Raw genomic sequence first — 12,386 nt, forward strand, 5'->3', positions numbered from 1 at the left:
AGGGGCTTGCCGTAGGAGGGCGAGTAGGCCCCAAGCCGCGAGGTCATCGACGCCGGGGGCCTCAGGGTCCTGCCCGGGCTCATCGACGCGCACATGCATGTCCAGGCGCCCTTCCAGGGCGTCACGCCCCAGCTCACGGTGTTGGGCTCGCCGCAGGCCAGCCCGGCCATGAGGGTTTGCAGGTCGCCGGTGACGTTGCGGGGCTTGCCGTCCCCGGCCACGGCGGAGCGATAGATGCAGTTGGCCGTGTGGGGCTCGACGATGACGAAGCGGGGCGCCTCGGCGCCCAGGGCGGCGGTGAGATGGCCGACGACGGCGCTGGCGAAGGAACCCACCCCGGCCTGGAGGAAGCAGTGCGTGGGCATGGTTCCCGTGGCCCGCATCTGCTCCAGGGCCTCCTGGGCCAGGGTCATGTAGCCCTGGGAAATCCAGGTGGGGATTTCCGTGTAGCCCTCCCAGGCGGTGTCCTGGACCATCACATAGCCTTTTTCCTGGGCCAGGGCCCAGGTCATGCGCACGGCCTCGTCGTAGTTCAGCTCGGTGACCGTGCAGCTGGCGCCCTCGGCCCGGATGCTCTCCATGCGCGAGGACGTGGAGCCCTTGGGCATGAAGACGATGGCCTTGTAGCCCAGCTCCCGGGCCGTCCAGGCCAGGCCCCGGCCGTGGTTGCCGTCGGTGGTGGTGACGAAGGTCACATCCCCGATCTTCTCGCGGGCCTCGGGAGAGCACAGCTCGTCGCGCGTGACCTGCGACATGTCGCGGCCCAGCCGGGCGGCGAGGAACCGGCCCACGGCATAGGAAGCGCCCAGGACCTTGAAGGCCTTGAGGCCGTAGCGGGAGGACTCGTCCTTGACCAGGAAGTCCTTGAGGCCGAGTTCCGCGGCCAGGCCCGGCAACGGCGTGAGGGCGGTGGGCTTGTACTCCTTGAACGAAGAATGGAAGCGGCGCACGGCTCCGGCGCAGGCGGGGGAGAAGGCGGCAAGGTCCGCGCCCTCGCCGACGGCCTTGCGGGCGGGATTGGCGTACATCCAGATAGACATCATGACCCCGAAGGTAACAGGTTGCTGAAGGCGGGACCCTGCGGAACCGGCGGTCTCCGGTTCCCCTGCCCGTGCCCCTGGTACAGCAAGAAGGGGGCCAAGGCGCCCAGGAAATAAAAAAACCTGCCAAGACGGCAGGTTATGTACAAGGGAAACGGGAGAGGAGGAGGCGGAGACCCTTCTCATATTGAGAATTTTCTCAATATGAGAAGGCATCTCCGGGAGTCTCGGCACGGGTATTTCTCAAAGTGAGAAGGCGGCCATCTTGCGATAGAGGGTGGCCAGGCCCAGGCCCAGGGCGCGGGCGGCCTGCCTCTTGCCCTCGGTGCTTCGCCCGTAGCGGTCCAGGGCGGCGCGTATGGCGCGCTCCTCCAGCGCCCGCAGGGGCTCCACCTCGGGCGGGGCGGCGGGGGGCGGCTCGTCCCGGAGCGCGGCGGGGGGCGCGCCCCCGTCGCCACGGCCCTCCCGGATGTTCTCCAGCAGCTGGGAGGGCAGGCAGTCCAGGCCCAGGGCGCCGCTCTCGGGCATCATGTTCACGGCGTATTCCATGACGTGCTCCAGCTCGCGCACGTTGCCGGGCCAGGCGTAGCCCTCGAGCATGCGCAGCAGCGGGGCGCGCAGGCGCGGCTTGCGCTTCTGGAACAGGGAGCAGTACTTGTCCAGGAAGAAATCGGCCAGGATGGCCACGTCGCCCGCGCGCTCGCGCAGGGGCGGGATGTCCAGGGGGATGACGTTCAGGCGGTAGTAGAGGTCCTCGCGGAAGGCATTGCGGCGGATGCAGTCCTGGAGGTTCTCGTTGGTGGCGGCGATGACGCGCACATCCACGTGCACGGGCCGGTTGGACCCCAGGCGCACCACCACGCGCTCCTGGAGCACCCGCAGCAGCTTCACCTGCATGTACAGGGGAATGGAGGATATCTCGTCCAGGAAGATCACCCCGCCCCCGGCCAGCTCGAACTTGCCCATGCGCCCCTTGTTGGAGGCGCCGGTGAACGCGCCGCCGACGTAGCCGAACAGCTCGCTTTCCAGCAGCGTGTCCGGAATGCTCCCGCAGTTGATGGCGATGAAGGGAAAGTCGCGGCGCGGGCTGGCCTGGTGGATGGCCCGGGCCAGCAGCTCCTTGCCCGTGCCCGACTCGCCGGTGATGAGCACGGTGGAGTTGGAGTCGGCCACCTTCATGGCCCGGTCCTTGAGTTTGCCGATGGCCTGGGAGCGGCCGATGAGGTTGTCGAACCCGGCGGGGGTTCCGCCCGCCGAAAGGTCGCCCACGAACTGCGCCAGCCGCGAGGGCAGCTCGAACACGAACAGCGTGGCCTTGGCGTGGGGCCCGGCGTCGAGCTTCTGGAGCCGCCCCTGGAGGGAATGCCTGCGCCCGTCGGGGGCGCGGACCTCGAACTCCTCGAACCCGTAGAGCCCCTGGCCGCTGCACTGCACCGCCCCCAGGTCCATGCGCGCGTCGGCGGGCAGGCCGAAAAGCGCCCGGGCCGGGGTGTTGCAGTAGGTCAGCCGCCCGTTTTCGTCAAAAAGCATGATGCCCTGCCCCGGCACGTCCACCACCTGCAACATGAGGTCCAGGAAGCGGCTCACGCGGTCGAGGCGGTTTTGCTCCTCCACCTTGCGGGCCAGGGCGTCGGCGAGAAAGGAGATGAAGGCCGTGTAGCTGTCCACGCTGTCCAGCACCCGCCTGCGGTCCGCGTCGTTGAAGCAGACCAGCCCGATGACGCCGTACAGGGTGTCCCCGTCGGCGATGGGCGTGGCCAGGGAGCAGCGCTCCTGGCAGTTGTCCCGGTCCGGGCAGCGGAAGCAGACGCGGTGGTGGCGGGGCGAGTCCACGAGGATGGTCTCGTGGGCCAGCATGACCTCCTTGTAGACCTCCCCGGCCTGCTCCATGCTGCTGCCCACGCCGGGGGCGTACACCCCCGTTCCGGCGATGCGCAGCATGGCGCTGTCCATGATCTCCACGTCGATGCCCGTGACGTGGGAGATGACGTCGGCGTAGGTCTGCACATAGGCCTGCATGTCGGCCAGCTTGGCGGTATTCCTGGTGATGGTCCCTTCTCCTTGTGTCCGGGCGGCGGGCGCCGCGACCGGGATGCGGCCTGGGTGCGCGCCGCCCTGCGGCTAGACGAAGCAGCCCGCCAGGCGGGGGTCCTCGTCGAGCATGGCCCGGAACTCCGGAAGGCAGTCGCGCGTGGACAGGACGGTGAAGAAGTCCTCCTTGAGCGAGGGAGCCAGGGCCAGGGCCGCCAGCCAGTCCTCGCGCGCGAAGGGGTCCGCGCGGATGGCGTCCCAGAAGCCCGTGGTCTGGAACAGCCGGTCCACCGTGTCGGCGCGCTGGCCTTGCAGGCGGCAGGTGACGTAGGTGGCCATGCCCACCTGAAGCCCGTGCAGGCGCGGCCGGGCGGCCAGCTCGTCCAGGGCGTGGGAGATGAGGTGCTCGCTGCCGCTGGCCGGACGCGACGACCCGCAGATTTCCATGGCGATGCCGTTGAGCATCAGCGCCGTGCCCAGGTGGATCATGCCCTGGGGCGTGAACTCCGGGTTGGCCAGGAACTGGTGCACCGTGGCGTCGGACAGCAGCGCCGCCAGGTCCTCCACGGGCTCGCCCCGGTGGTGGAAGGCCAGCTTCCAGTCGAACACGGCCGACAGCTTGGACACCAGGTCGCCCAGCCCGGAAAGCCACAGGATGCGCGGGGCCTCCAGGCAGACTGCCACGTCGACCACCACCCCGTGGGGCAGGGCGGCGGCCAGGGAGCGCCGCCGGCCCTTGATGGTCAGGCTGGCCTGGGGGCTGCAAAACCCGTCGTGGCTCAGGGCCGTGGGCGCGGCGAAATAGGGCCGCCGGGCCAGGTAGGCCAGGTATTTGGCGATGTCCAGGGCCTTGCCGCCCCCCAGGCCGACCACGGCGCCCACCCCGCCGGGCAGCTCGGCGAACAGGGCCGCCGCGGTCTCGAACTCGTTGTTCTCGACCTCCACCCACCGGACGGCCTGGACACCCTCGCGGGCCAGGCCCTGGCGCACGGTGTCCAGCACTCCGCCGGGCAGCCCGGCGCTGGCCGCCACCACCACCCGCCCGTGGCCCTCCCGGCGCAGGTAGAGCCCCAGGCGCGCCAGGGCGCCGCCCTTGATGCGCACAAGGCCGGGAACGGTGATGCGCGGGGGTTGGATCATGGTCTCTCCGCCAGCGGAAGGGGCGCGCCGCTCGCCGGGGCCGCAGCGGCCGCGACCGGACGGCCCGCCCGGGGAATCAGGCCCTGTCGTAAGGGCGCACGGTGATCACGGGCACCGGGGAGGTCTTGACCACCTGGTCGGCCACCGAGCCGAAGATGATGCGGTCCAGCCCCTTGCGCCCGTGGGTGCCGATGACCACGAGGTTCGCCCGGTGCTCGGTCACGGCGGAGAGGATCTCCCGGGCCGGGTCGCCCATGACCACCAGGCCCTGGACGTTCTGGCCCTCCAGGGTGTCCAGGCAGTCCTCCATGTTCAGCCGCGCGCCGTTCATGATCTCGCGCTCGAAGCCCGTGATGTAGCCCGCCGAGACCTGGAAGTCGCTGTAGCGCCCCATGTCGGGCACCACATACAGCAGCAGCACCTCGGCGCCCAGGGTCCGCCCCAGGTATGCCGCCCAGTCCGCCACCCGGGCCGTGGCTTCCGAAAAGTCCACGGCGCACAGTATCTTCTTGATGTCCTTCATGTTTTTTCTCCGTCCGGGCACGGCCCGGTCCTTGCCCCGGGCCCGGCGCCCGCGGCGTTGCCTCCAGGGTAAGGCCCCCGGCCCGTCCTGTCACCTGGGAAATGCCGCCCCCGGGGGCGCAAAACGCGGGCGGGGGCCCGGCCACGCCGCGCCCCCGCCCCGAAACCCCCGGCCTGACGGCCGGTCTACCAGCCGCGCTGGGTGATGATCTCCTGGATCTTCTCCTGGTCGTGCTTTTCCAGCAGCACCAGCTTCTTGGCACTGGCGCGCTCGATGCGCTCCATGAGCGTGCCGAAGTTGGCGGGCTTCTCCAGCACGTCCAGGGCGCCCAGGCGCACGGCCTGGATGCCCTTGTCCACCGAGGCGTGGCCCGTGAGCAGGATGACCTGCAACTCCGGGCGGGCCTGCTTGATGGTCCGCAGGAATTCGATGCCGTCCATGCCGGGCATCTTGAGGTCCAGGACGATCACGTCCACCGGGGCCGTGCGGGCCATCTCCAGGGCCTGTCCGGGGTCGGAGGACGCGGTCACGTCCAGCCCCCTGCCCTTCATGCGCTCGGACAAAACATCCAGGAAATCCTTCTCGTCGTCGACAAGCAGCACCTTCTTGCTCATGGCGCTCCTCCTTTTGTTTTCAGGTCAATATGTTGCAGGCAGATGGGCCAGGGCCAGGCGCAGGGCGCCGCCATCCTGGACGCACTGCGCGCCCAGGGCCGCCAGCAGGGCATCCGCCTCGGGGCCGCGGGGCGGGGCCGCCTGCGGCGCCCCCCCGGCGAACACCACTTCGCCGCCCGCGGCGCTCGGGGCCACGGCCACGGCCACGGCCCCGGGCCCGGCCGCCAGCAGGGCGCCAAGGCACAGGTCCAGGGCCGCCGCCAGCAGGAAGGGCCGCGTGGACAGCGAAACATCCCCGCCCGGGGCCAGGGTCAGCTCCACCTGGGCCTGGGCCGCCTGGCGGCGATGCAGGGCCAGGGCCAGGGCGACCTCCTCGCGCAGCTCCACCGGGCGCCTGGGCACGTCGGGCAGGTGGGCGAAGCGGTTCAGGGAGCCCAGCACCGCGTTGGCCCGCTCCACATGCCGGGCGATGCGCTCCATGCCCTGGGCCAGCCGCTGCGGCTCCAGGGGCTGGCCCCGCTGGGCCAGGGCCGCGAGGTCCTGCATCAGCCCGGCGTTCTCGTTGATCATCGCCAGGGAGTTCTTGAGTTCGTGGGACACCCCGGCGCACATGCGCCCGAAGTATTCGAGGCCCGCAGGGCCAAGGGTCCGCCAGTCCAGGTCCGTGGTCATGGCTGCCGCCCTCCCTGGCCGTCCCACGGCCCGGCTATGCGCGCGAAGGTTTCCAGGAGCACCTCGATGCCCACGGGCTTGACCAGGTAAGCCTCGCCCCGGGCGGCCCCGGCGGCGAAGTCCAGCTCCGAGCCGTGGCCGGTGAGGAACACGGCGGGCAGGTCCGGCTGGAGCTCGCGCAGCCGCTGGTGCAGCTCCAGGCCGCCCATGCCGGGCATCTTCACGTCCAGCACGGCGATGTCGTAGGCCGTGGTGCGCGCAAGCTCCAGGGCCTGTTCGGCGGACACGGCGTAGTCGGCCCGCACGCCCCTGAAGCCCAGGCGCTCGGCCAGGGCGCACACCAGCTCGTGCTCGTCGTCCACTAGCAGTACTCGCATGATTCCCCTTCCTCCCGCCCGCATTCGGCGGGCAGGGTTATGGTGAAGGTCGTGCCCTGGCCGACCCGGCTCTCCACCTCGATGACCCCGCCGAGCTTGCGCACGAGCCCGTAGGTGATGGACAGGCCCAGGCCCGTGCCGCCGCTGCCGCACTTGGTGGAATAGAAGGGCTCGAAGATGCGCTTCTGGTCCTCGGGGCGGATGCCGCAGCCGTCGTCGCGCACCAGGATGCGCAGGTGGCCGCTGTCGGGGCTGTCGGCGGCGATCTCCACATGCCCGTGGTCGGCCACGGCCTGGAAGGCGTTGTTGACCAGGTTGAGCAGGATCTGTTGCAGCTTGCCCCGGTCGCACTCGAATTCCGGCAGGCCCGGGGCCACGTTCACGGCGATGCCCACGCTGCGGTATTCGGCCTCCTTGCGCAGGAAGGACAAGACCTCCTCGATCACCCGCTCCACGTTGATCCGCTCCACGCGGACGTTGATGTGCCGCGCGAAGCCCAGCAGGTGCTTGGTTATATTGCCGCAACGCTCAACGGAGCTGGCGATCTCCTCGGCCAGGCCCCGCAGGCGCGCGGGGTCCAGGTCGTCGCTGCGGTAGGTCAGCAGGTCCTTGAGCAGCCCGGACTTCTCGCCGATGACGGCCAGGGGGTTGTTGATCTCGTGGGCCACGCCGGCGGCCAGCCGCCCGATGGAGGCCATCTTGTTGGCGTGCTCGGCGTGGTGCAGGGCCACGAAACGGTTGCGGTCGGCCTGGAACACGAGGTTGACCAGGAAGGTCGCCACCGCCGTGACCACCAGCAGGATGACCACGACGCTGGCCGCCAGGAGCCAGACCATCTGGAAGCGGTTGTCGTACCATGAGGCCATCAGCTCGTCGCGCGACTTGACCACCAGCAGGATGAACGGGGAGTTGGGCACATAGGCGTAGCCGATGGTCAGCTCCCGCTCGCCCTCGTCGAAGGCCATGATCTCGGTGTATTCCGAGTAGGGCGGCACGGGCAGGTTGACCACGTCGAGCACGGCGCCGTGGTGGCGCGAGGGGGTCTGGAGCACGCCCTCGGCGTTGATGATGAACGAGTCGCCGCCCGCCAGCAGGTCCAGGCCCGCGAGGTTGTTGAAGCGGTCGGTGTCCAGGGTGGCGCGCAGTACGAAGAACCCCCCGCCCGGCAGGTCCTGGCGCACGGCGATGACCAGGTGCGGCACGTTGCGAAAGCCCAGGAACACGTCGCTCACATAGCTGCCCTCGGACACGACGTGGTCGAACCAGCCCTGGTCGCTGTAGTCGCGGCCAAGCAGGCTGTAGGGCCCCACATAGGCCCGCTGCACGCCGCCGGAGTCGATGACCCCGAGGTCCACGAAGCCGCCGTGGCTGCGCTTGAGGTTGTCCAGCAGCTCCCCCAGGACCACGGGGTCGCGCAGGGACTCGGGGCTGCGGTCCTGGAGCACGAAGGACAGGACGCTGGCGCGCTCCTCCAGGTAGAAGGACACGGCCCGCCGGGCGTTGGACACGATGCGCGAGGTGCGCAGGCGCACCTCGGCCTCCACGGCGCTGCGCGTGACCTGGTAGTCGATGAGCGTCATGGCCGTCAGCGGCACCAGGGCCGTCAGGGCCGTGAGCACGATGGCCAGGGCCCAGGCGCGGCGGTAGTTGAACAGGCTGCGCTCGGGGGCCGAATCCCTGGGGTGCAGCCAGAAGCGCGGCGCTATGAAGTCGCGAAGGGGCATGTCCGTTTCCGTTCCGGCGCGGGCCTAGCGGGCCCGGTTGCGGATCTTTTCGTGGGCCTCGCGCAGGGTGCGGCTCAGCACCTCGATGTCCACGGGCTTTTGCAGGTAGGCGAAGGCGCCAAGGCTCATGCAGGTGTCGCGGTCCTGGGCGGAGCCGTGCCCGGTGAGGATGATGACCTCGATGCCGGGGCTTTCGCGCTTGACGCGGCGCAGCACCTCGATGCCGTCGATGCCGGGCATCTTGAGGTCCAGGATCATGACCTCGGGCTCGTCGCTGCCGACCATGTCCAGGGCGGATTCGCCGTCGTAGACCACATGCGAGCCCACGTCGCGCAGGGACAGCCGCTCGGACAGGGTCTGCACGAACTCGCGCTCGTCGTCCACCAGCAGGACCTTGGAGGGCATCTCGAAGTCCACCTTGCGGTAGATGTCGGTCTGGTAGAACCCGCTGCCCACGCGGACCTCCACCGCCGCGACCCCCGGCACGCGCCCGGCCTCGGCGCGCAGCTCCTCCTCCAGGCGCGACAGCAGCATCACGTTCTTGTTGATGGTCAGGATCGCCGTGCCGCCCCGGGCGTCCACGGCCACGTCGTGGCCCTCGCCCACCAGGTGCACCCCCACGCGCGCGGCCAGGGCGAAGTCCTCCACCGCCTGGCGCGAGGCGTCGGTGGTGCGCACGGCCTCCTTGCCCAGGTTTTCCAGCACCAGCCCGGCGGCCCCGGCGGGGTCCACGTCGTTCATGGGGATGAGGATGTCGTAGAGCCCCGCGCTCCAGGGGTCCTTGTTATGGAACACGGCGTCCACCCAGGCCGCGCAATCCTCGTCGGACTGGCGGATGGTCCGCAGGGCGTCCTTCTCCGTCACGCCCTGGGCCAGGGCGGCGTCCAGGCGGTGACGGATGTCGGCGATGAGGCATACGCGCAGGGCGTGGGTCACCGTGCCGGGCACCAGCAGCCCGGCGAACCCGTCCAGAAGCAAGCCGTCGTCCTGGAGGGCCTTGGCCGTGGCCAGCCGCAGCCAGGCCACGGCGCGCTCCTTCTCGCGATTGAACTTGTTGAAGACCGAGGTCCTGGCCGTGAGCGCCCGGGCGATCTTGTCGCGCGAAAGCCCCGACAGGGCCTGGGCGCTGTCGACGATGGCCGCGTCGTCGACCACCGTGTAGCCGGTGGCGCTCCGCAGGCGCTCGACAACCTCGTCCTTGCCGCAAAACGTTCCGCTCATGATGCTGATGACGGACATGGGCTTCTCCTTAAATGTTGTAGCACACGGAGGTCAAAGGGCAGCGCTTCTCGCCGGAGTCGGCGTGGGCGCCCTGGTGCACGGCGCGCAGGGCGATTTCCGTGGACGGGAAAATATGGTCCTGGCCGATCTTCTCCAGCAGGTGGGTGCGCCGCAGGACCTCCATCACCGCCTCGTTGACCCCGGACAGGGACACGTCCACCCCCGCCTGGCGGCAGCGGGCGATGAGCAGGGACAGGGTCTCCTCGCCCGAGGCGTCCATGTCGTTGATGCCGTTGGCCACAAGCACGATATGCCGCAGGTTCTTCTTCTGGGCCATGCGCGCGGTGATCTGGTCCTCCAGAAAGCTCGCGTTGGCGAAGAACAGCGGGCCGTCGAAGCGGATCACGTCCACATAGTCGCACTCCATGAGCGAGTACTCCCTGGCGCAGCGCAGGGCGGAGTCCTCGGCCAGGGCCAGGGAGCGCACCCGGGGCCGCATGCTCTTGTAGAGGAACACGCCCAGGGACAGAACCACGCCGACCATGATGCCCTTGTCCAGGTGCGGGGCGAAGGCCAGGGTCGCCGCGAAGGAGATGATCGAGATGATGCCGTCGTAACGCTGGGCCCGCCAGGCGTGGATGAAGCCCGAGGCGTTGATCAGCCCGATGACGGCCATCATGATCACCGCCGCCAGCACCGACTGGGGCAGGTGGTAGAGCAGCGGGGTGAAGAACAGCAGCACCAGCACGACCATGACGCTGGTGAACACGCTGGACAGCCCCGTGACCGCTCCGGCCTGGAGGTTCACCGCCGAGCGCGAAAACGAGCCCGAGGTGGGATAGCTGCGGGTCAGGGCGCCCAGGATGTTGGCCAGGCCCTGGCCGATGAGTTCCTGGTTGGGGTCCAGCCGCTGGCCGGTCTTGGCGGCCATGGCCTTGGCGATGGAGATGGCCTCCATGAAGCCGAGGAGGGAAATGATGGCCGCGTAGGACAGCAGATGGGCCACCGCGCCGAGGTCGAGGCCGGGCATGGCGAAGGCGGGCAGGCCCTTGGGAATGCTCCCGACCACGGCGCCGCCGCCCACGGCCGTCAGCCCGGCCACGTCCAGGGGCTTGTTGCCGACCTTGAGCCGCCAGGTGCGGCCGTCGGCCTGGGCCCCGGCGGGCACATCCCCGCGCGGGAAAAGCAGCAGCCGGCCGCCCTCCTGCACCCCGGCGAAGAGCATGGCCCGCAGGGCCTCGCGCTGCTCGTGGGCCACATCGCGCGCCAGGGCGATGTCGTGGTTGACCTTCAACAGGTCGTGCTCGGCGTCGTTGGCGGCGTCGAAATCGTGGTTCTCCCGGGCCTGGGCCAGGGCCTGGGACAGCTCCGTGCGCCGGGCCGAGAGGTCGGCGATGCGCACGGTGGCCTCGTTGAAGGCCTCCACGGCCTGGCGGGCCCCGGGGCTGCGCACGGCGTCCAGGGCGACGCGGGCGTCATGCTGGAAGCCCACGGCCCAGGAGATGACCGTGGTCAGCGCCACGGCCACCAGGACGTTGGGAATCCGGGGGTTGATCCGGCGCAGGAAGAACATGACGGCGAAGGCCAGGGCGCCCAGGGCCAGGGTGGGCCAATGGGTGTAGTGCATGGCGGCCTGGACCACGCGGACGATGGTCTCGTAATGGTGCTCGGCGCTGTCCACCGTCACGCCGAACATCTTGGAAAGCTGGCTGGAGGCGATGATGATGGCCGCGGCGTTGGTGAAGCCGTTGACCACCGGGTGGGACAGGAAGTTGACCACCAGGCCCAGGCGCAGGATGCCCAGGGAAAGCTGGAACAGGCCCACCAGCAGCGCCAGGATCACGGCGTAGGCGATGTATGCCTCGCTGCCCGCCGTGGCCAGGGGTTCCAGGCTGGCGGCGGTCATGAGCGACACCACGGCCACCGGACCGGTGGCCAGCTGGCGGCTGGAGCCGAACAGCGAGGCCAGGACCGGGGGCAGGAAGGAGGCGTACAGCCCGTAATACGGCGGCAGCCCGGCCAGCTGGGCATAGGCCATGCTCTGGGGGATGAGCACCAGGGCCACGGTGACCCCGGCCACGGCGTCGAGTTTCAGCTTCTCGACCCCATATCCTCGAAACCAGGCGAGGAAGGGAAAAATTCTGGTGAGCATCACACGTCCGTCCTTGGGGAAAGGGGTTGGGTCAGGATCTTGCGCACCGAGGCGATCATCTCGTCGAACAGCGCGCCCGCGTCATAGAGATTGTAGGTCTTGAACCTGGCCAGGCCGTCGACCATGGTGAACAGCACCATGGCCACCTTGCGCTGGCGGACGTCGGCCACTGAGCCGTCGGCCCGGCCCAGGGCCACGGCCTGCTCGAACAGCTCGATGAAGCAGTTGTAGATCGCTTCGAGCTGCTCGCGGCAGACCTCGTTCTCCCGGGCCAGCATGTAGGGATAGTGCCGATGCAGGAGCAGGAAGGCGTCCTCCATGACGCCGGAGAGGTAGAGGTAGAAGCCGAGCAGCCCCTCGACCTTCTCCAGCCCGCAGGAATAGGCCTGGACACGCTCGTGCTCCTCGAAATGGCGCAGCACCTCGCGGCGCACCTCGCGCAGGACCTCCAGCAGCAGGTCCTCCTTGCTCCCGAAATGGTAGAAGATGGTGCTCTCGGCCACGCCGATGGCCTTGGCCAGCTCGGCGGTGCTCGTGTCGGCGAAGCCCTTGTTGGCGAACAGCCGCAGCGCCGCGTAGAGGATCTTCTCTTTCTTCGTCATCGGCTCTCCCTTTGCTACTGAGTAATCACTCAGTAGCGTTTCATTCCTTTATCCGGGGTGACGGGTTTGTGTCAAGACACACTGCTCAAAAAATATATTCTTATTATTCGGCATATTGAAATAAAAAGCGAGCCCCGCGCACACCGAGCCCCCAAAAAACCGAGTGTTCACTCAGCACGAGTATCCCTCCCTGTGCCCCACTCCGCGCACGGACCGGGGGCGCGAAGCCGCACGGCACGGCGGGGCGGGCCCCACCTTCGCACAAGCAGGGGGCGGATGCGTGTGCAAGG

At 69.1% G+C, this 12,386-nt stretch carries 11 protein-coding genes; all 11 read right to left on the bottom strand.

Features of this window, described 5'->3' with window-relative positions:
* Positions 1-1,043: diaminopropionate ammonia-lyase (locus M0P34_RS08210; protein ID WP_291498308.1), on the bottom strand; the 1,043-nt coding region annotated here is incomplete at its 3' end.
* Between the two features lie 240 nt (positions 1,044-1,283).
* Positions 1,284-3,059 (bottom strand): sigma 54-interacting transcriptional regulator, encoded by a 1,776-nt coding sequence (locus tag M0P34_RS08215; RefSeq protein WP_291498309.1) that lies wholly within the window; start codon positions 3,057-3,059, stop codon positions 1,284-1,286.
* A 102-nt stretch (positions 3,060-3,161) separates the two neighbouring features.
* Positions 3,162-4,211, bottom strand: a complete 1,050-nt coding sequence (locus tag M0P34_RS08220; protein WP_291498312.1) for an iron-containing alcohol dehydrogenase family protein — start codon at positions 4,209-4,211, stop codon at positions 3,162-3,164.
* Between the two features lie 76 nt (positions 4,212-4,287).
* Positions 4,288-4,734, bottom strand: coding sequence for a universal stress protein (locus tag M0P34_RS08225; RefSeq protein WP_291498314.1), 447 nt, complete (start codon positions 4,732-4,734; stop codon positions 4,288-4,290).
* 185 nt (positions 4,735-4,919) lie between these two features.
* Positions 4,920-5,348 (bottom strand): response regulator, encoded by a 429-nt coding sequence (locus M0P34_RS08230; RefSeq protein ID WP_291498316.1) that lies wholly within the window; start codon positions 5,346-5,348, stop codon positions 4,920-4,922.
* Positions 5,349-5,372: 24 nt separating this feature from the next.
* A complete protein-coding gene (locus M0P34_RS08235) occupies positions 5,373-6,020 on the bottom strand; it encodes a histidine kinase dimerization/phospho-acceptor domain-containing protein (protein ID WP_291498318.1) in 648 nt (215 codons plus the stop codon).
* Complete coding sequence (locus M0P34_RS08240; RefSeq protein ID WP_291498320.1) at positions 6,017-6,397, bottom strand: response regulator; 381 nt, start codon at positions 6,395-6,397, stop codon at positions 6,017-6,019. Before M0P34_RS08240 ends, M0P34_RS08235 begins: the two co-directional genes overlap by 4 nt.
* The gene (locus M0P34_RS08245) at positions 6,382-8,121 is read right to left on the bottom strand and encodes a PAS domain-containing sensor histidine kinase (protein ID WP_291498321.1); all 1,740 of its coding nucleotides are present in this window, start codon (positions 8,119-8,121) and stop codon (positions 6,382-6,384) included. Before M0P34_RS08245 ends, M0P34_RS08240 begins: the two co-directional genes overlap by 16 nt.
* Before the next feature lie 24 nt (positions 8,122-8,145).
* Complete coding sequence (locus tag M0P34_RS08250) at positions 8,146-9,360, bottom strand: response regulator (RefSeq protein ID WP_291498324.1); 1,215 nt, start codon at positions 9,358-9,360, stop codon at positions 8,146-8,148.
* A gap of 10 nt (positions 9,361-9,370) precedes the next feature.
* Complete coding sequence (locus tag M0P34_RS08255; protein ID WP_291498326.1) at positions 9,371-11,494, bottom strand: SulP family inorganic anion transporter; 2,124 nt, start codon at positions 11,492-11,494, stop codon at positions 9,371-9,373.
* The gene (locus tag M0P34_RS08260; protein ID WP_291498328.1) at positions 11,494-12,096 is read right to left on the bottom strand and encodes a TetR/AcrR family transcriptional regulator; all 603 of its coding nucleotides are present in this window, start codon (positions 12,094-12,096) and stop codon (positions 11,494-11,496) included. Before M0P34_RS08260 ends, M0P34_RS08255 begins: the two co-directional genes overlap by 1 nt.
* Positions 12,097-12,386: the final 290 nt, after the last annotated feature.

This window comes from Desulfocurvus sp., from assembly GCF_023230885.1.
In the GTDB taxonomy this organism is placed as follows: Bacteria; Desulfobacterota; Desulfovibrionia; order Desulfovibrionales; family Desulfovibrionaceae; genus Desulfocurvus.

Bases quoted from the DNA above. Each gene is read 5' to 3' on its own strand.
- M0P34_RS08215 (WP_291498309.1), bottom strand. From the start codon at position 3,059: ATGCAGGCCTATGTGCAGACCTACGCCGACGTCATCTCCCACGTCACG.
- M0P34_RS08220 (WP_291498312.1), bottom strand. From the start codon at position 4,211: ATGATCCAACCCCCGCGCATCACCGTTCCCGGCCTTGTGCGCATCAAG.
- M0P34_RS08225 (WP_291498314.1), bottom strand. From the start codon at position 4,734: ATGAAGGACATCAAGAAGATACTGTGCGCCGTGGACTTTTCGGAAGCC.
- M0P34_RS08230 (WP_291498316.1), bottom strand. From the start codon at position 5,348: ATGAGCAAGAAGGTGCTGCTTGTCGACGACGAGAAGGATTTCCTGGAT.
- M0P34_RS08235 (WP_291498318.1), bottom strand. From the start codon at position 6,020: ATGACCACGGACCTGGACTGGCGGACCCTTGGCCCTGCGGGCCTCGAA.
- M0P34_RS08240 (WP_291498320.1), bottom strand. From the start codon at position 6,397: ATGCGAGTACTGCTAGTGGACGACGAGCACGAGCTGGTGTGCGCCCTG.
- M0P34_RS08245 (WP_291498321.1), bottom strand. From the start codon at position 8,121: ATGCCCCTTCGCGACTTCATAGCGCCGCGCTTCTGGCTGCACCCCAGG.
- M0P34_RS08250 (WP_291498324.1), bottom strand. From the start codon at position 9,360: ATGTCCGTCATCAGCATCATGAGCGGAACGTTTTGCGGCAAGGACGAG.
- M0P34_RS08255 (WP_291498326.1), bottom strand. From the start codon at position 11,494: ATGCTCACCAGAATTTTTCCCTTCCTCGCCTGGTTTCGAGGATATGGG.
- M0P34_RS08260 (WP_291498328.1), bottom strand. From the start codon at position 12,096: ATGACGAAGAAAGAGAAGATCCTCTACGCGGCGCTGCGGCTGTTCGCC.